Origin of the sequence: Mesorhizobium sp. 113-3-3, from assembly GCF_016756495.1 — a bacterium.
Lineage (GTDB): Bacteria > Pseudomonadota > Alphaproteobacteria > Rhizobiales > Rhizobiaceae > Mesorhizobium.
Genome location: NZ_AP023243.1, coordinates 2,314,913 through 2,332,066, shown reverse-complemented (window position 1 = coordinate 2,332,066; position 17,154 = coordinate 2,314,913). Strand labels below are relative to the sequence as shown.

Sequence of the window (17,154 nt, the reverse complement as noted above, 5' to 3'; positions counted from 1 at the left end):
CCATGAACTGGTCGATCTCTTTCGAACCGCTGATCGCCTGGCCTCTGCTGGCCTTGGTGCTGGTGCCGCTGGCGCTGCTGGCACTCGTCGGCCTGTGGTATCGCCAGCGCGGCGGTGTCCTGCGCTTCGTCGCCCTGCTGGCGCTCGCCGCCGCTTTGTTCAATCCGGTGTTCCTCAACGAGGAGCGCGAGCCGCTGAAGAGTGTCGTCGCGCTGATCGTCGACCGCAGCCAGAGCCAGGACATTGGCGACCGCACCAAACAGACCGACGAGGCGCTGGCCGGGCTGCAGCAGCGTCTTGGCCGCTTCAAGCAGTTCGACGTCCGCGTCGTCGAGGCCGGCAAGTCCGATGCCGCCGAGGAGCGTACCGAAACACGGCTGTTCGGTGCGCTGGAAGGCGCCTTCCGCGACGTGCCGCCCTCGCGCATCGGCGGCGCCATCATGATCACCGACGGCGAGGTGCATGACGCGCCCCCCGGCGCGCCCGACTTCAACGCCCCGCTGCATGCCTTGATCACCGGCAACGACCACGAAAAGGACCGCCGCATCCGCTTCGAGAATGCGCCGCGTTTCGGCATCGTCGGCAAGCCGCTCGACATGACCTACCGTGTCATCTCGACGGAAAACGAAACCGGCCCGGTCGATGTGCGCGTCTCGGTCAATGGCGAGCAGGTCTCGGTCGAGCACGCCACGGTCGGCCAAGCCATGCCGCTGCAGGTGACCATTCCGGGCGCCGGGCGCAACATCATCGAACTCGCCATCGATCGCGAACCGGGCGAGCTGACCGACACCAACAACCGCGCCATCGCGCTGGTCGACGGCATCCGCGAGAATTTGCGCGTGCTGCTCGTTTCGGGCGAACCGCATGCGGGCGAGCGTACCTGGCGCAATCTGCTGAAGTCCGACGCCTCGGTCGATCTCGTCCACTTCACCATTCTGCGGCCGCCCGAAAAGCAGGACGGCACGCCGATCAACGAATTGTCGCTGATCGCCTTCCCGACGCGCGAACTGTTCGTCGAGAAGATCAAGGATTTCGACCTCATCATCTTCGACCGCTACCAGCACCGTGACGTGCTGCCGATCCTCTATTACGACTACATCTCCGAATATGTCGAAAAGGGCGGCGCGCTGCTGATCGCCGCCGGCCCCGAATATGCCGGCGAGGCTTCGATCGCACGCACGCCGCTGATGTCGGCCTTGCCGGCCATGCCGACCGGCGAAGTGGTCGAAAAGGCCTTCTATCCGCGGCTCACCGACCTCGGCCAGCGTCATCCGGTGACGCGCGGCCTCGACGGTTCGGCCACCGAGCCGCCGCACTGGAGCCGCTGGTTCCGCACCATCGGCGTGCAGAATCCGCAAGGCGAAGTGGTGATGAAGGGCGCCGATAACCGGCCGCTGCTGCTGCTCGACCGCAAGGGCGAAGGCCGCGTCGGCATGCTTCTGTCCGACCAGGGCTGGCTGTGGGCGCGCGGCTTCGAGGGCGGCGGCCCGCATGTCCAGCTCTATCGGCGCATCGCCCACTGGCTGATGAAGGAACCCGAACTCGAGGAAGAGCGGCTGACCGCCGAGGGGCGCGGCATGGTGCTGGAGATCCGCCGCCAGACCATGGCCGACGACCCGGGCCCCGCGCAGATCATCACGCCCTCCGGCAAGACGGTGACCGTCAAGCTCGACAAATCCGAGCCCGGCGTCTTCCTCGGCAGCGTCCAGACCAACGAGATCGGCCTCTTCCAGGTCGCCAATGGCGATCTCACCGCGCTCGCCCATGTCGGACCGGTCAATGCGCCGGAATTCGCCGACGTCATCTCCACCGAAAACCTGCTGAGTGCGCCGGCGGAAGCCACCGGCGGCAGCGTGCGCCGGCTGGCCTCGTCCTCTGCCCTTGGCAGCGACGTGACCTTGCCGTCCATCGTGCCGGTGCGCTCGAGCGGCGAGGCCTCCGGCAGCGACTGGATCGGCCTGCGCACCACGGACGACAGCGTGCTCAAGGCCGTCTCGCGCGTACCGCTGTTCGGCGGCTTCCTCGGCCTCGGCCTGCTGCTCCTGGCGATGGGCTCGATGTGGTACCGCGAGGGGCGGTAGTTCCCTTCTCCCCGTCCCTATGCGAGGAGAAGGTGCCAGCAGACGGATGAGGGGCAGCGCTGGCCTCCGAAGTATTGATCTGAGATTCGATACTAATCAGCCGTTGGCACCATAGCCGTCGGCCCTCCACGTCAAACGGCGTCTGCCGGGGCCCCGTTGCCTGCGGCAACTCCCCAGCGTTCGTGACCTTTCATCGTGCCACTGGCACGATGAATTCGCCTGCGGCGAACCGGCCACTCACTCTTCCGGCTCGGTCGTGAACAGCAGCGGGTAGCCCTTGGCCTTGCCGGCATCGGTGGCGCGCGTCGCCTTGGTCTCGGCGACGTCCTTGGTGAAGACCGCGACGACGCAGACGCCGCGCCGGTGCGCGGTAATCATGATGCGGTGCGCCTGGTCCTCGCTGAGCTTGAACTCGCCCTTCAGCACCGTCACCACGAATTCGCGCGGTGTGAAGTCGTCATTGATGAGAATGACCTTGTAGAGCTTCGGCCGCTCGGTCTGCGGCTTGACCTTGGTTCGCGGTTTTGTGGTGATTTCAGGCATCGGAACCGACAGTTTCGCGATCGGGCTGCCCCGGTATTTTGCCACGGGCGGCAGCGATCGTCCATTTTGATTGGCATGCGGACCGCCGGCGGGCCGGCCCGGTCATTCACAACCATGTGGGAAATTGTCGGGCGCGGTTCAACGGCCCTGGCGGCCGAAGATGCGGCGGTTGGCATCGGCATCGGCCCGGCGTTCCATCCAGGCCGCGATCGGCCATCCGGCAATGCAGACCAGCGTCACGGCAAGAAGCACGATCAGCAGCCATGCCTGGACAGGCGTGATGTAGTCCCAGTTGCTGGAAACTATCGGCGCGAACAGCGAGGGCTCGGTGCGGCCGCTGGCAGGGTCGGGCACGGGGCTGGCGGTGAGCAGAATCAGCACCCTGGCGACACCGGTGGCAACCAGGCCGCCAATCACCATGGAACGCAAAATGGACGAAAGCCGCTTCTTCATGCGGATTGTCCTACACGGCCGGCGTTGAAAACGGGTTAAGTCGGATCGAGGTGGCTGGCTGTGGGCCGCCGGCGTTCAGCCGCTCGATCGGGTGCCTGGCAGAAGGCCGCCCCAGCCGGCTAGGGCTGGAACGGCCTCGATAGAAACTGGCTTCAGAGCCGATCAGGGCTTCTTCGGAGCAACCTTGTCCGTCGCCTTCTTCACGACCTTCTTGGCCGGAGCCTTCTTGTGCTTGACCTTCTTGACGACCTTCTTCACCGGGGGCTTGGCGGTGGCGTCAGCAGCCGGAGCCGGGGTGGTCGTGGTGGCGGCAGCAGCCGGAGCAGCGGTCGTGGTGGCAGCGGCGTTGCCGAGAGCCGGCATCGCGAAAGCGAGAGCGACGGCCAGACCGGTGGTGGAGAGGATGGACTTTTTCATGGCTTTCATTTCCTTTTTATGCTGGTCAAGTTGAGTGTCACTGGACCGGGTCGTTCGGTGTCACTCCAAGCAGCTTCAGAGCGTTGGCGAGCATCCGGATGCCCTGCGCCTGTTTCTTGGCGGCGCAGTACCGGTTGCCCTTTCTCTGAAGTGCCTTTGCCGCGGTGACCTGCGTTGCCGTGGCATGGGTTTCGAGGGCTTCATCAAATTGGTGGCTGAGATTGGCGCACCGTTCGCTCCGGGTGAGCGGCGCCTTTGCATCCGATTGTCCAACAGCGGCAGTGACCAGGCCAAGGCCCAGCAACGCACCCAACAAACTGATCGACAAGCTTGGCATGGTTTTTCCGTGAACCCGGAGATTTTGCGTCGCAGCCGGTAATCTGACCGCCACGGCACCGTTATGCCGCCCTACCTTTTCAGGAGTTTTTCCCGATTGTAGAATTTTGTTTCTGGATTGTGTCTGGCCCGCCCGGGCGATGGGTGTCGCCCAAAAGTGGTCCCGGCTTTGGGAAAACGACACGCATGGAAACAAACAGCTTCAGCACGACCGTGGCTTTCCATGTGGAGAAGACTGAATTCGTTCTCCCTTGAAATCCAAGGCACTGGCCAACATATGGCCCGAATTCTATCGTGTGGCTCACCAGCCAGGAATGACTTGGCTGGCAATCGAAACAGGGCACCTCGTGAAATCCGACGCACACATACTGATCGTCGACGACGACAAGGGCATCCGCGACCTCCTCCAGGAGTTCTTCCAGAAGCGGGGCCTGCACACGTCGGTTGCCGCCGACGGTACCGAGATGGAGGCCGTCCTGCGCCGCTCGCAGGTGGACCTCATCGTGCTCGACGTGATGCTGCCCGGCAAGAGCGGGCTGGAACTGTGCCGTGACTTGCGCGCCCAGTATTCGACGCCGATCATCATGCTGACCGCCGTCACCGAAACCACCGACCGCGTCGTCGGCCTGGAGATGGGCGCCGACGACTATGTGCCCAAACCCTTCGACCCGCGCGAACTCCTGGCGCGCATCCGCGCCGTGCTGCGGCGCAACGGCGCCGCCGAGCCGAAGCGCGCCGCCACCAAGCAGATCTACCGTTTCGCCGGCTGGACGATGGACTGTTCGCGGCGCCGGCTGACGGCGCCCGACGATGTCAGGGTCGAGCTGACCATGGCCGAGTTCAACCTGCTGCAGACCTTCGTCAAGAGCGCCCAGCGCGTACTCACCCGCGACCAGCTCATCGAACTCTCCGGCGGCGACAGCGACTATTCCTTCGACCGCAGCATCGACATCCTCGTCAGCCGGCTGCGGCGCAAGATGGAAGATGATCCGAAAACACCGAAACTGATCCTGACGGTGCGCAGCGGCGGCTACCAGTTCCTGCCCGAGACGACCTCCGAATGAAACGTCTCCTGCCGCAGACCTTGCCTGCCTGGGTGCTGCTGATCGTCATTGCCGGCCTTTTGATCAGCCAGGTCGCGACCCTCTACATCGTCTCGCGCGACCGCGCCGCGGCCAACGACGTGGTCGACCTCTACCGTCTCAACGACCGCGCCTTCTCTTTGGTGCAGCTGATGAGCGGCGCCACGCCTGAGGAGCGCAAGGCAACGGCGGCAGGCCTCTTCAATTCGACTTACGCCCTTACCGTCTCCGACACGCCCGCCGTCACCTCCTCGATCGCCGGCGACGACGAGCTGGCCGAACTCGAGGACATCCTCGTTGGCCGGCTGACGAAGTTCGGCGTCACCGACGCGCGCGTCCGGCGCGATCCCGCGACACGCGAGGCCGACGACGCCAGCACGGTATCCGGCCCCGATATCGGCCAGGTCGAGCGCGACCTTCTGGTACTTGCCGCCGACTTCGCCCAGAGCGACAAGCTGACGGCCTCCTTGCGCTTCGCCGACGGCCAGTGGCTGAACTTCACCGAGCCGATCACGCCCGTCGGCCCGATCCTGAGTTTCGACAGCCTGCCGCTCTATTCGCTGATCGCCGGCCTGGTGGTGATCATGTCGATCTGGTCGCTGCGCCGGCTGACCGCACCATACCGGATGATGGAAACCGCCGTGAACCGGATCGGCAAGGATTTGAAGAGCCCGCCGATCGCCGAATCGGGCAGCCGCGAGGTCCGGGCCGCCGCCAGGGCGATCAACGCCATGCAGACGAGACTGCGCGAATATGTCGAGGACCGCGAACATCTGGCCGCGGCACTCGCGCACGATTTGCGCACGCCGATGACGCGCATGCGGCTGCGGCTCGAACTGTTGCGCAAATCGGCGGTCCGCGAGGCGCTGGCGCATGATCTGGCCGATGTCGAGAGCATCGCCAGTTCAGTGATCGACTTCGCCACTTTCGAGGTGAACGAGGAAAAGACCGAGCGCATCGACTTCTGGTCGCTCGTGGAATCGATCGCCGACCCCTATCCGGAGGTCTCCTTCGACAATGACGACACCCGTTCGCGCGGCCTGATCTGCATGGCGCGGCCCGTGGCGCTCAAACGCTGCGTCACCAATCTGGTGCAGAACGCCGTCACTTACGGCAAGAAGGCGCATCTCAGCCTTTATCGCTCGGACGGCACGATCACGCTCGCCATCCGCGACGAAGGGCCAGGTATACCGCAGGCCCAGATCGATGCCGTGTTCGGCTCCTTCGTGCGCCTGGAACAGTCGCGCAACCGCCAGACCGGCGGCCTTGGCCTCGGCCTCACCATCGCCCGCAACATCGCGCGCGCCGCCGGCGGCGAAATCCACCTGTCCAACCATCCGGATGGTGGGCTGCTGACGGAGCTGCGGCTGCCGCTGGCAGCCTGAGCTCTACCTTCGCAACACCGCGCTCAGCACATCGCGGATGCCGATGGCGCCGACAAAGCGGGACTGGTCATCGAACAGCGCCACGGGTGCGGTCTGCGAACGGTGCATGGCCAGCATCACCGTTTTCAGCGACGTGCCGGGATTGGCCCAGAACACTTGCGCTGCCTCCTCCGACTGGGCCTCGACATCGGCGCAGGACACCCACACCGCCGGCTTGCCGTCGCGTTCGGCCGCCGCCACCAGGCCGTGCTCGTCGATCTTGAAGCGCGTCGTCTTGCGGCGGTCGAGCCACACCCAGCCGTCCTTGCCCTCTTCGAGGTCGCGGCGGTCGCGCATCACGTTCCAGGCGGTGAGCACCGAGAGCGGGTTCACATTGGCGATGAAGTCGCGGACATAATCGTTGGCGGGGCGCAGCACGATGTCTTCCGGCGCGCCGGTCTGCACGATGCGTCCGCCCTCCATGATGGTGATGTGGCTGCCGATCTTCAGCGCCTCTTCCAGATCGTGGCTGACGAAGATGATGGTCTTCTTCAGCTCGGCCTGCAGCTGCAGTAATTCGTCCTGCAGCTTGGTGCGGATCAGCGGGTCAAGCGCCGAGAACGGCTCGTCCATCAACAGGATCGGCGCCTCGGTGGCGAAGGCCCGCGCCAGGCCGACGCGCTGCTGCATGCCGCCCGACAGCTCATGCGCGTATTTTTTCGACCACTGGTCGAGATTGACCAGCTTGAGCTGCCTGTGCACGCGCTCCTTGCGCTCGGCGTCCGGCACGCCGGCGAGTTCGAGGCCAAGCCCGACATTTTCCTCCACCGTGCGCCACGGCAGCAGGCCGAACTGCTGGAACACCATCGCCACCTGCTTCTGGCGCAGCCGCCGCAAGGTCGGCTCGTCGCAGGTGACGACGTCGACGGTTCTGTCGCCGTCCTTGACCAGCACCTGGCCGCGCGACACCACGTTGAGCCGGTTGACGGCTCGAAGCAGCGTCGACTTGCCGGAGCCCGACAGACCCATCAGCACCGAGATCTCGCCCTCATGCACGGTGAGGCTGGCGCCGGCGCAGCCCAGCACATTGCCGGTCTTCTCCAGGATTTCGGCGCGCGTCGCGCCCTTATCGATCATGGCCAGCGAGCCGGCCTGGTCGGCGCCGAAGACGATATCGACGTTCTTGAAATCGACGGCGACGGTCATTTCTTGCCTCCAACGCCAATGCGGGTCATTCGGTCGAGCACAATGGCCAGCACGACGATGGCAAGGCCCGCCTCAAGCCCGAGATCGATGCGGCGCGAGCCAAGCGCGCGGTTGATCTCGGTACCCAACCCGCCGGCGCCGATGAGAGCGGCGAACACCACCATCGACAGCGACAGCATGATCGATTGCGTCAGGCCGGCCATGATGGTGGGCAGCGCCGAAGGCAGTTCCACCTTCCACAGAAGCTGGCTCTTGGTGGCGCCGAACGCCTCGCCGGCCTCGATGATCGACTTCGGTACCGAGACGACGCCAAGATGGGTGAGCCGCACGGCCGTCGGGATGACGAAGATGATGGTGACGATGAGGCCGGGCGCGTTGCCGAGGCCGAACAGTGTCAGCACCGGGATCAGGTAGACGAAGGTCGGCAGCGTCTGCATCAGGTCGAGCACCGGCAACATGATGCGGTAGACCTTCGGCTTGTGCGCCGCCCAGATGCCGAGCGGCACGCCGATGGCCATGGCCATGGCGGCAGCGGCGACGACCAGAACCAGCGTCTGTACGGTCTGCTTCCACAGGTTCTGGTTGATGATGAAGATCAGGCCGAGGAAGACGCCGATGGCGAGCGGCCGCGAGCGCTGCAACAGCCAGGCGATTATCGCGATGACCAGCGCCAGCAGCACCGGCGGCACCATCAGCAGCAGGTCGACCAGCCCGTTGAGGATGAAATTGAGGCCATTGGAGAAGGCCCTGAAGATGGTGTCGAAATTATCGGTAAGAAAGCCGAAAAACGCCTTTCCCCAGGCCCCTATCGGGATCTTGTGATCGACCATGAATTGCGAAATCGGATCCATCTTACCCCTCTTCGTCCATGAGCCGTCCCGCTCCCGGCTCGCGCAACGTCATCTTGTCACACGATATGAAAAAGGGCAGCCTTTTCCAGAATGGCTGCCCTTTTATTTCGGTCACGCCGAAATCACAGTCGGCTCAGCTTCCGAGCGCGGTCTTGATCGCCGCTGCGGCATCGCCGCCGTCGAAGGTGGTCACGCCGGCGATCCATGGCTTGACCGCGTCGGGGTTCTTCTTCAGCCAATCTTTCGCCACCGTGTTGGCGTCGCCGCCCTTCAGGATCGCGTCCATCATCTGGCCTTCCATGTCCAGATTGAACTTCAAATTGGCGATGAACTTGCCGGCGTTCGGGCATTCGGTGGTGTAGCCCTTGCGCACGTTGGTGAACACGGTGGCGGCCCCGAAGCCGCTGTCGCCCATGCCGTCGAGATAGGTGATCTTCATGGCGCCCATCACCGGATGCGGCGTCCAGCCAAGGAAGGCGATCCACTCATTGTTCTTCATCGACTGCTCGGCCTGCGTCAGCATGCCGGCCTCCGAGGATTCGACCAGCTCGAAGCCCTCGAGATTGTCCTTCGGGTTCTTGATCATGTCGAGGATGATGCGGTTGCCGTCATTGCCGGCTTCGATGCCGTAAATCTTGCCGCCGAACTTGTCCTTGAACTTGCCGATGTCGGTCAGCGACTTGACGCCGGCGTCCGCGACATAGGTCGGCACGACGATGCCATAGCCCGCGCCGGTCAGGTTGGTGCTGATCGTCTCGACCGAACCGTCGGCGGTGTAGTCCTTGATGTCGTTGGTCATCGACGGCATCCAGTTGCCGAGGAAGACATCAAGGTCCTTGTTCTTGAGCGAAGCCATGGTGACCGGCACCGACAGCTGGATCGTCTGCGGCTCATAGCCGAGCGCGGTGAGCAGAACGGAGGCGACGCCGGTCGTAGCCTGAATATCGGTCCAGCCGACATCGGAGAGACGCACCGCCTTGCAGCTTGCCGGATCGCCGGCGTAAGCGGCGGTCGTGGACAGCAGGGCCGCCAGGCCGAGGCCGACGACGATAGATTTCATACGCGACATGAACTTTCTCCCATTGCAAATTTTGCGGCAAAGCGAAGTCACGGTTCTTGCGCCCGCCTTGTTTCGTCAGCCAAACACCATTTTGATGTTGTTTCAAGCGGCGCAACATCACGATGAACGGCGCGCGCTGGCCATTACGCGACATGACAGGTTTTTGAACGACATGGAGTTTTTGGTGGACGAAGCCTGCGCCCACTCCCCGCGCGGCGGCAAGTCGGCTTAAAAGGCAGCCATGGCCAAACTCTACTTCCACTATGCGACGATGAATGCCGGCAAGACGACGATGCTCTTGCAGGCCTCTTACAATTACCGCGAGCGCGGCATGACGACGATGCTGTTCGTCGCCGGCCATTACCGCAAGGGCGACAGCGGCCTGATCTCGTCGCGCATCGGACTGGAGACCGAGGCCGAGATGTTCCGCGACGGCGACGACCTTTACGCCCGCGTCGCCGAGCACCACGACCACACGACGGTGCATTGCGTCTTCGTCGACGAGGCGCAGTTCCTCGAGGAGGAGCAGGTCTGGCAATTGGCCCGCATCGCCGACCGGCTGAACATACCGGTCATGTGCTACGGCCTGCGCACCGATTTCCAGGGCAAGCTGTTTTCCGGCTCGCGCGCTCTGTTGGCGATCGCCGACGATTTGCGCGAAGTGCGCACCATCTGCCGCTGCGGCCGGAAGGCCACGATGGTCGTGCGCCTCGGCCCGGACGGCAAGGTGGCCCGCCAGGGCGAGCAGGTGGCGATCGGCAAGGATGTCTATGTCTCGCTCTGCCGCCGTCACTGGGAAGAGGAAATGGGCCGCGCCGCGCCCGACGATTTCATCGGCTTCATGAAATCCTGACCCTCTTGCGCGGCGATCCGCGTCAGGCCGCTAAGACACGCCTCAGCGGAAACCGCCAGCCCAGCCGGACACCGAGCGTCGCCATGGCGATCAGCGCCATGCCGGCGGCCTGCGCCGGCCCGAGCGGATGCCCGTAGAGAGCCCAGTCGATGACGATGGCGACGACCGGATAGATGAAGGTGATGATGCCGATCACCGGCGTCGTCAGGCGCGGAAAGGCCGAGTTCATCAGCACATAGGCAATGCCGGTGTGCAGCACGCCGATGCTGACCAGCCAACCCCATGAATGCGCGGGAATAGGCTGGCCGATGCCGGCGAAAGGCGCGAGCATGACGATGCCGACGATCGTCTGGCAAAGCACGGTGACCTCCGCGCGCTGCTGACCGAGCCCCTTGGCCAGGATCGTCGCCACCGCATAGAGCAGCGCGGCGACCAGCGTCAGCGCGATGCCCAGCGCCCATGCCGCGCTGGCTTGCGCATGTGAAACCACCAGCCCGCTGGCCAGCACGACGCCGAGGAACGCGCCAAGCATCCACAGGATCTGGTCGAGCGAGATACGCTCCTTGAGGAAGACCACGCCGATGATGACCACGAAGAAGGGTTGCACGTGATAGACGATCGTTGTCGTGGCGATCGACGTCATGGCGAAGCCGGCGAAGAAGGCGGTCCAGCTCAGCACCATGCAGGCGCCGGCAAGTGCTGCCAGCGCGAGGCGGGACGGCGACAGCGTCCTGTCCGGCGGATAGCCGCGCAGCAGGCACCATGCGCCGAGGAACATGGCGCCGAAGACGCAGCGCCAGAACACGATCGTCACGGGATGGAGCCCCGCTTCCGTCACGAAGGCGCCAACCGTGCCGGCAATCGTCATCGCAAAGGCCAGGCTCGCGGCCGGAAAACGGGAGGTTGGCAGCTCCTTCATCGAAGGCTCCTCAAACGGACAAGACCCATCTGGCCAGGAGGACAGCTTTCAAACAAGCGAATAGATTTGGAGCGATCTATTCGATATGCTGATAGCACCATGGCTGCTCCGCTTGACCTCAACCTCCTGAAAACCTTCGTCGCCGTCGTCGAAAGCGGCAGCCTGTCCAATGCCGCGCCCCGGGTCGGCCGCAGCCAGTCGGCGGTCAGCATGCAGATGCAGCGGCTGGAGGAGATGGTGGGCAACCAGCTTCTTGTGCGCGGACCAAGAACGGTCACCCCCAACGCCATCGGCGAGGACTTTCTCGTCTACGCGCGCCGGCTGCTGAAGCTGTCGGATGAGGCCTGGGCGAGCGTCACGCGGCCGAAGGAGACGGGCAGTGTGCGCCTTGGCGTGCCGGACGACTATGCCGCCTTCCTGCTGCCTCCGGTTCTGTCGCGCTTTGCCGAGGACCACCCGCTGGTGACGGTGGAATTGATTTGCGAACAGTCGACCGCGCTGGTGAAAACCCTGGCGGAAGGGCGGCTCGACCTGGCGATCGTTACCCGCCTGCCGGACCAGCCGCTCGACGTGATCAGGCTGGAGCGTTTCGTCTGGGTCGCTTCATCAAACCATGTCGCCTGGCAGGCCGATCCCTTGCCAGTAGCCCTGTTCGAGCCCGGCTGCGCCGCCAGGATGAATGTCCTGCAAGCGCTTGGCGATGCCGACCGCTCCTACCGCTGCACTTATTCCAGCGCCTCCCTGCTTGGCCTGATCGCGGTCGTGCAGGCCGGGCTTGCCGTCGCCGGTCTCGCCCAGCGCAGCGTGCCTCAGTCGCTGCGCATCATTGGCGCCAATGAAGGGCTTCCCGCGCTGCCGGATCTCGAAGTCGGCATCCTGCGCAACCCGATGTCGACGACACCGGCGGTCGATCGGCTGCATGATTTCCTGCGCCGCGACCTCGCGCAGCAGGCCTGAGATCCACTTCCGGCCGCGGGCGATTGGGCGAAGGTCCGCCCTTGCCAATCCGCCATGATGCAGCGTTTGTTAAGGCCTCGGTCCTACAAGGCCGTCAGCCAGAGCTCTCCGGGGTCAGCCATGCTTCGCGCCATTTCCTCAGCCAGTCTTCTTCTCTTGGCCACCTCGATCGCCGCCCATGCCGGCGGCGATCCGGCGCTGGGAAAGAAAGTCTTCAACCGCTGCATCGCCTGCCATGAGGCGGCCAGCGACCGCGACAAGGTCGGCCCGCATCTCATGGGTGTGGTCGGCCGCACCGCGGGCACCGCAAAAAGCTTCCTTGGCCATTATTCGGAGGCAATGAAGGGCGCTGGCGCTGGCGGTCTTGTCTGGGACGAGGCAAATCTTGCCGAATATCTCAGGGCCCCCAAGCTCAAGGTTCCTGGCAACAAAATGGCTTTTGGCGGCCTGACCAATGATGACGACATCGCCAATGTCATTGCCTATCTGAAGGCCGATCCGAAGCCTTGACGGCGCGCCGGTGCGGCACGCCGCATCGATATGCTCGCCTGCAACCGGTTCAACTCCCTCTCGAATTCAGCATTTCCGCGTCGGCGGGAGCGGACTGTTTTGCCGGCATGAAAGTTCAATGACAGTTGAACTAGTCCCGACTGACCGGCTAATCACGCCATGACCCCACCTTGATTGTCTTTCAAGGCCTTGGCGGATTCTTTTGTTTTCACGCCGCCCTTGTCTTCACGTCTTTCAATCGCCGGAAGCCCCACATATATTCGCCGCTGTTCGCAGCCAGCGACCGGAAGCCGAAGCGGGAGGCCCCTATGGCGACATTGCAGAATTTCGATGCCGAAATTGCCAAGACCAAGCAGGTCGTCCAGGACATGCGCACCAAGATCGAGCAGTCCGGCACCGTGCTCGACACGCTCGCCACCGCCGACAAGAAGATCGGCGACGCCAATTTCGACATCGAGAACGCCCGCATCGAGGATGTGCTGAAGCAGCAGAAGGTGATGGAAGGCAACATTGCCGACCTGATCATCGGGCTGGAGGACGCCACCAACGTCTTCGGCGCCGAGTTCGAGAGCATGAAGAACTACACCGGCTGGGAAAACTTCGTCGGCATCTTCTCCAGCCAGAGCAAACAGCGCATGCGCACCGACCGCGTCCGCAACATGTCGCTGGCCGGCAATCTGCAGGAACTTCTGGCCAAGTCCGACACCATCGTCGGCATCCTGAAGGCGCAGAAGGAGGTGCTCGACCAGCGCTACAAGACTTCCGAGACCAGCCTGTCGCAGGTGATCGAGCGCCGCAAGACCACCATGTCGAACCTCGAAGCCGTGCAGAAGCGCATCGAGGAGCTCAATCCGATGCTGCTCGACATCGAAAACAAGATCGCCGCCTCGACCAGCCAGAAGGACCGCACGCAGCTCGAAGGCGAGCGCTCGAAACTGGCCACCGAATACAACGAAAAGCAGGCCAAGGAGCAGGAATTGCTGGCCGAAAGCCAGACGCTGGAGCGCTACACCTCGATGTTCCAGACTTTCGTCGATTCGCTCAACAACCAGATCGCCGCGCAGTCGACGCTGATCAACAAGCTGACCATCGATACCGAGCAGCGCATCGTGCTCTACAAGGCGCTGGAAGATTCGCTGAAGACCGCCGCGCAGCAGGACGTCGCCCACAAGATCAACACGCTGGGCAGCCAGGTCGACAACACGGCGGAAGAAACCATGGCCGGCATCGGCGCCGCCTCGCAGAAGCACATTGGCGACCTGCTCGAAATGCACGAGAAGAACATGGTCGCCAGCGCCGATATCCAGCGCCGCAAGAAGCTGGCCGACGACGCCTTTGCCCGCCGCTTCGACGAGGTGCTGAAGAAGCACAATTCGGCCAACTACGTGCAGTCATAATTGCCGCGCGCACCGGTGCGACAATCCCAGGACTGACAGAATGACCCCCGAAAACGACGCGGCGGCGCGGTATTTCTCGGCAATCACGGCCGCGCTCAGCGGCCTTGAAGTGTTCATGCGCGACGACCGCTCGCCGCTTTACCGGCACGGCATCGTCGCCAAGATCGTTGCCGAATACATCGCCCGGCTCGACAAGTCCTTTGGCTGCTGGCGCAACCGGCTGGGCTTCATGGATACGTTCCGCATTTCGCGCGCCGAAAGCGGTTTTCCGGTGTTCCAGAACCTGCTCGAACTGGAAAACGACCGCCGCCAGGCCGACAGCCGGCTCGCCAACATCCCGCTGGCCGGCGAGCTGCGCGAGGAGATGGCCGACTTCATCCTGCGCCACAAGGAATTCCCCGAAGCGCTGCAGAAGTCGATGGCCGAGCGGCTCTATCTCGAGGACGTCAAGAGCGAGCAGACCTTCGGGCCGTTCACGCTGGCGCAGACGGCCAAGGTCTCGGTTAATCCGAAGACGGCACTCCCCTACTATCTCGTCCATTGGGCGAGTTTCGACGGCAGCGCCAACCTGCCTTTGGTCTACATGGTGACCGTGGAGGATTCCTCCGAGAACATGGTCCGCCAGCTCGTCGACCGGAACGGCAAGCTCAACGACAAGGTCGACATCCCGCTGCCCGTCGACGGCCTGCTCAATCCCGAGCTTGCGCACCGTTTCGACGATTTCACCGAAAAGAATTCCGCCTACACGCTGTCGCCGGCGACCATTGCCGTCAACCTCGACAAGGATTTCGAGCCGCTGCACCCCAAGCAGTTGCGCCGTGTCGTGCTCGGTCCCTTTTATTCGGCCGGCATTACCGACAACAATTCGACGGTGACAGAAGTGCTGGCCAAGGTGCGCAAGCCGGAAAACGCCTGGCTCCTGACCTGGACCATCCAGGAGGTCTATTCCAAGGGCGAGAAGCCCGGCCGCAAGGGGTTGTTTTCCAGCGAGAAGACGACGCAGGAATTCTTCATCAACACCGACGACCTGGAAGCCGCGCGCCAGGGCGTGTCGAGCTATGAAAACCACGCGCTGATCCCGCACGAGGCCTACCAGGCGCTCTACGCCGCCGGCGAAGCACAGAAGATCTTTGGCGGCTACAAGGTTCATATCCTGTCCAACGGACAGGTCATCTCGGACGTCTGACCGTAACACCACGGAGCATCCTTCATGGACACCGGCCTGACCACCATCCCGGAAGCGGCGATCGAGAAGCACCGCGCCACCGCGCAGAGCTTCATCACCCGCATCGTCGTGCTGGAGGATCCCTCACGCGAATCCGGCACGGCCTTGGCCGGCACCAACCGCCGCTTCGTCTCGACAGTTTCGGTCGGCTCGGTGCGCCGCACCCGCGAGGTCGAGCTCACGAAAACCGTCGGCGCCGTCCATCCCGACGACCAGTTGCTCACCATCCCGCAGCACACGCTTCTGTTTCGCGCCCGGCGCGGCACGGCGATCGCGCTCGCAGTATCGGATGTCTTCGCCGAAGGCTCCGACCTCGAAAGCCTGCAGGCGAAAAACACCCGCGCGCCGCTCGAGGGCGACGAGGCCTCGGCCTTCAAGAGGCTTCTCTCCGCTTCCGCCTACACCTCGGCTTTCAGCCTCGCCTCCTATCTGTTCCAGCTGATCGACAGCGATGGCGAGGCGCCCAACGACACGCCAGAGCCGGATTTCCTGTTCGACACGCCGCAGGATGCGGTGAAGTCGATCCTCGCCGGCCTCGACAAGGCGATAGCGGGCTCGAAGGACGACGCCGACCTGATGATCCGGGCACGCGCCTTTGCCCGTGTCGCCATCGACGGGCTGCTGGCCAGAAAAGGCCGCTTCGACGGCATCGGCCCGTTCGAGAACGCCCATATCCGCATCGATGCCGATGATTTCACCCTCGACGGCTTCGACGTCGCGCCGGGCAAGCGATCCAAGCCGCTGGTGATGACCTTCAAGAAGCCGGAAGAGGTTGTCGGCAACCACATCGCCAAATACCAGTCGGTCAAGCTTGCCAAGATGCTGATGGCCTATGATTTCGAGCGCGAACTGAACCCCTTCGTCGAGCTCGGCGGCTTCCTGTTCACCTTCATCGGCGACGGCGCGCCCGGCACCGGCAAGACGACTTTGATCCAGATGATCGCCGGCCTCGTCAACGGCTACTGCCAGGTCGCCGGCTATCCCTTCGCCTACGAGAATTTCGGCGTCGACCAGATCTCGTCCTACCAGGGCAAGTCGGGCCAGAACTGCCGCCAGTTCATCAACAATGTGCTCAATCCCCGCGTCATCGGCTTCGGCACCATCGACGACATCGACCAGGTGGCCGCCAGACGTTCCGACGACCGCGCCTCGGCCGGCCAGCAGGAAATCACCGGCGTCTTGATGGATGCCTTCGCCGGCGCTTCAACCGTCGTGCGCGGCAACTGCTCGTTCGGCATGTTCTCCAACTATCCCGAAAATGTCGACGACGCGCTGCGCCAGCGCGCCGGCGCCCGCTGGCTGGTCGACGGCCCGCAGACCCGCGACGACTATATCGACATCTTCGTGCTGCTTGCCGGCAAGAACCACGAGATCCCTCTGGGCAAGCACGAGCTCTACGCCGCGCAGGAAATCCAGCGCGCCGTGACCGAGGCCTATGAGGAGCATGAGAAGCCGCAAGAGGACGGGCTGATGAAGGTCTATGAACGCTACATGAAGGAGAACGGCGCGCCCAAGACCATGGCCGACATCGGCACCTACCTGCACCTGATCAAGGACGCCGAACCGCGCTTCACCGGCCGCGCCATCAAGAACGTCACCGACGCCATCAAGATGCGCGCCATGGACATCGAACTCCCCGACGACTGGTTCGAGAAGCCGGAGGCCTTCATGCACAAGACCTATGACGAGAAGAAAGCCATGATCGAGGATCTGCGCGGTCCGTTCTCGATGGACATGGTCATGCAGGAGATCAACCGCTACGCCGATTCCGAGTTCCGCTATTCCGACAAGTCGGACGACGCCGCGGTGGAAAAGCTGCTGCGCGACGCGCGGCTTCGCGAGCGGGCGGCGCGCGAGATGGAGGACATGAAGAAGAAGGGCAATTGGAATGCGTAAGGTT

General features: G+C 63.5%; 18 protein-coding genes. 10 read left to right on the top strand and 8 right to left on the bottom strand.

The features are described 5' to 3' along the window. Nucleotides 1-2: 2 nt before the first annotated feature. Entirely contained in the window at nt 3-2,081 is a 2,079-nt protein-coding gene (locus JG746_RS11260; protein ID WP_202358193.1) for a hypothetical protein, read from the top strand. 237 nt (nt 2,082-2,318) lie between these two features. On the opposite strand, the gene clpS is transcribed toward JG746_RS11260, so the two are convergent. The 4 genes from clpS to JG746_RS11240 all read right to left on the bottom strand — a co-directional run bounded on the left by clpS (nt 2,319) and on the right by JG746_RS11240 (nt 3,831). Continuing rightward, complete coding sequence (gene clpS, locus JG746_RS11255) at nt 2,319-2,624, bottom strand: ATP-dependent Clp protease adapter ClpS (RefSeq protein ID WP_010911143.1); 306 nt, start codon at nt 2,622-2,624, stop codon at nt 2,319-2,321. A gap of 138 nt (nt 2,625-2,762) precedes the next feature. Beyond that, complete coding sequence (locus JG746_RS11250; RefSeq protein WP_202358192.1) at nt 2,763-3,077, bottom strand: hypothetical protein; 315 nt, start codon at nt 3,075-3,077, stop codon at nt 2,763-2,765. 162 nt (nt 3,078-3,239) lie between these two features. After that, nucleotides 3,240-3,494: a hypothetical protein gene (locus JG746_RS11245; protein ID WP_202358191.1), complete on the bottom strand. Its 255-nt coding sequence runs from the start codon at nt 3,492-3,494 to the stop codon at nt 3,240-3,242. A gap of 37 nt (nt 3,495-3,531) precedes the next feature. Continuing rightward, complete coding sequence (locus JG746_RS11240) at nt 3,532-3,831, bottom strand: hypothetical protein (RefSeq protein WP_019860700.1); 300 nt, start codon at nt 3,829-3,831, stop codon at nt 3,532-3,534. Nucleotides 3,832-4,177: 346 nt separating this feature from the next. Between JG746_RS11240 and JG746_RS11235 the strand changes: the two genes are divergently transcribed. Together JG746_RS11235 and JG746_RS11230 are read left to right on the top strand one after the other, a co-directional pair. Further along, nucleotides 4,178-4,894, top strand: coding sequence for a response regulator (locus tag JG746_RS11235; RefSeq protein ID WP_202358190.1), 717 nt, complete (start codon nt 4,178-4,180; stop codon nt 4,892-4,894). Next, complete coding sequence (locus JG746_RS11230) at nt 4,891-6,297, top strand: ATP-binding protein (RefSeq protein WP_202358189.1); 1,407 nt, start codon at nt 4,891-4,893, stop codon at nt 6,295-6,297. The genes JG746_RS11235 and JG746_RS11230 overlap by 4 nt, the downstream gene beginning before the upstream one ends. Nucleotides 6,298-6,300: 3 nt before the next feature. Here the strand turns inward: JG746_RS11230 and choV are convergent, their stop codons facing one another. From choV to JG746_RS11215, 3 genes are all read right to left on the bottom strand, one after another. Continuing rightward, entirely contained in the window at nt 6,301-7,482 is a 1,182-nt protein-coding gene (gene choV / locus JG746_RS11225) for a choline ABC transporter ATP-binding protein (protein WP_202358188.1), read from the bottom strand. Beyond that, complete coding sequence (choW, locus tag JG746_RS11220; RefSeq protein ID WP_202358187.1) at nt 7,479-8,333, bottom strand: choline ABC transporter permease subunit; 855 nt, start codon at nt 8,331-8,333, stop codon at nt 7,479-7,481. Before choW ends, choV begins: the two co-directional genes overlap by 4 nt. Nucleotides 8,334-8,466: 133 nt before the next feature. Next, nucleotides 8,467-9,402, bottom strand: coding sequence for a choline ABC transporter substrate-binding protein (locus JG746_RS11215; RefSeq protein WP_202358186.1), 936 nt, complete (start codon nt 9,400-9,402; stop codon nt 8,467-8,469). Here JG746_RS11215 and JG746_RS11210 point away from each other — a divergent pair. After that, the gene (locus tag JG746_RS11210; RefSeq protein ID WP_202358185.1) at nt 9,401-9,625 is read left to right on the top strand and encodes a hypothetical protein; all 225 of its coding nucleotides are present in this window, start codon (nt 9,401-9,403) and stop codon (nt 9,623-9,625) included. The genes JG746_RS11215 and JG746_RS11210 overlap by 2 nt on opposite strands. A gap of 9 nt (nt 9,626-9,634) precedes the next feature. After that, complete coding sequence (locus tag JG746_RS11205; protein WP_202358184.1) at nt 9,635-10,246, top strand: thymidine kinase; 612 nt, start codon at nt 9,635-9,637, stop codon at nt 10,244-10,246. A 22-nt stretch (nt 10,247-10,268) separates the two neighbouring features. Here the strand turns inward: JG746_RS11205 and JG746_RS11200 are convergent, their stop codons facing one another. Then, nucleotides 10,269-11,165, bottom strand: coding sequence for a DMT family transporter (locus JG746_RS11200; RefSeq protein WP_202358183.1), 897 nt, complete (start codon nt 11,163-11,165; stop codon nt 10,269-10,271). A gap of 99 nt (nt 11,166-11,264) precedes the next feature. Between JG746_RS11200 and JG746_RS11195 the strand changes: the two genes are divergently transcribed. The 5 genes from JG746_RS11195 to JG746_RS11175 all read left to right on the top strand — a co-directional run bounded on the left by JG746_RS11195 (nt 11,265) and on the right by JG746_RS11175 (nt 17,150). Beyond that, nucleotides 11,265-12,122 carry a LysR substrate-binding domain-containing protein gene (locus tag JG746_RS11195; protein WP_202358182.1) on the top strand — a complete coding sequence of 286 codons (858 nt, stop codon included), beginning with the start codon at nt 11,265-11,267 and terminating at the stop codon, nt 12,120-12,122. 120 nt (nt 12,123-12,242) lie between these two features. Next, nucleotides 12,243-12,632, top strand: coding sequence for a c-type cytochrome (locus JG746_RS11190; RefSeq protein WP_202358181.1), 390 nt, complete (start codon nt 12,243-12,245; stop codon nt 12,630-12,632). A 308-nt stretch (nt 12,633-12,940) separates the two neighbouring features. Continuing rightward, nucleotides 12,941-14,029, top strand: a complete 1,089-nt coding sequence (locus JG746_RS11185) for a hypothetical protein (protein WP_202358180.1) — start codon at nt 12,941-12,943, stop codon at nt 14,027-14,029. A gap of 40 nt (nt 14,030-14,069) precedes the next feature. Beyond that, nucleotides 14,070-15,215: a hypothetical protein gene (locus JG746_RS11180; protein WP_202358179.1), complete on the top strand. Its 1,146-nt coding sequence runs from the start codon at nt 14,070-14,072 to the stop codon at nt 15,213-15,215. A gap of 24 nt (nt 15,216-15,239) precedes the next feature. After that, nucleotides 15,240-17,150, top strand: a complete 1,911-nt coding sequence (locus JG746_RS11175) for an AAA family ATPase (protein WP_202358178.1) — start codon at nt 15,240-15,242, stop codon at nt 17,148-17,150. Nucleotides 17,151-17,154: the final 4 nt, after the last annotated feature.

Coding starts and splice junctions, on each gene's coding strand:
- choW (WP_202358187.1), bottom strand. CDS start 8,333: ATGGATCCGATTTCGCAATTCATGGTCGATCACAAGATCCCGATAGGG.
- JG746_RS11240 (WP_019860700.1), bottom strand. CDS start 3,831: ATGCCAAGCTTGTCGATCAGTTTGTTGGGTGCGTTGCTGGGCCTTGGC.
- JG746_RS11245 (WP_202358191.1), bottom strand. CDS start 3,494: ATGAAAAAGTCCATCCTCTCCACCACCGGTCTGGCCGTCGCTCTCGCT.
- JG746_RS11205 (WP_202358184.1), top strand. CDS start 9,635: ATGGCCAAACTCTACTTCCACTATGCGACGATGAATGCCGGCAAGACG.
- JG746_RS11210 (WP_202358185.1), top strand. CDS start 9,401: ATGAACTTTCTCCCATTGCAAATTTTGCGGCAAAGCGAAGTCACGGTT.
- JG746_RS11175 (WP_202358178.1), top strand. CDS start 15,240: ATGGACACCGGCCTGACCACCATCCCGGAAGCGGCGATCGAGAAGCAC.
- JG746_RS11185 (WP_202358180.1), top strand. CDS start 12,941: ATGGCGACATTGCAGAATTTCGATGCCGAAATTGCCAAGACCAAGCAG.
- JG746_RS11180 (WP_202358179.1), top strand. CDS start 14,070: ATGACCCCCGAAAACGACGCGGCGGCGCGGTATTTCTCGGCAATCACG.
- clpS (WP_010911143.1), bottom strand. CDS start 2,624: ATGCCTGAAATCACCACAAAACCGCGAACCAAGGTCAAGCCGCAGACC.
- JG746_RS11250 (WP_202358192.1), bottom strand. CDS start 3,077: ATGAAGAAGCGGCTTTCGTCCATTTTGCGTTCCATGGTGATTGGCGGC.
- JG746_RS11230 (WP_202358189.1), top strand. CDS start 4,891: ATGAAACGTCTCCTGCCGCAGACCTTGCCTGCCTGGGTGCTGCTGATC.
- JG746_RS11260 (WP_202358193.1), top strand. CDS start 3: ATGAACTGGTCGATCTCTTTCGAACCGCTGATCGCCTGGCCTCTGCTG.
- choV (WP_202358188.1), bottom strand. CDS start 7,482: ATGACCGTCGCCGTCGATTTCAAGAACGTCGATATCGTCTTCGGCGCC.
- JG746_RS11190 (WP_202358181.1), top strand. CDS start 12,243: ATGCTTCGCGCCATTTCCTCAGCCAGTCTTCTTCTCTTGGCCACCTCG.
- JG746_RS11195 (WP_202358182.1), top strand. CDS start 11,265: ATGGCTGCTCCGCTTGACCTCAACCTCCTGAAAACCTTCGTCGCCGTC.
- JG746_RS11215 (WP_202358186.1), bottom strand. CDS start 9,402: ATGTCGCGTATGAAATCTATCGTCGTCGGCCTCGGCCTGGCGGCCCTG.
- JG746_RS11200 (WP_202358183.1), bottom strand. CDS start 11,165: ATGAAGGAGCTGCCAACCTCCCGTTTTCCGGCCGCGAGCCTGGCCTTT.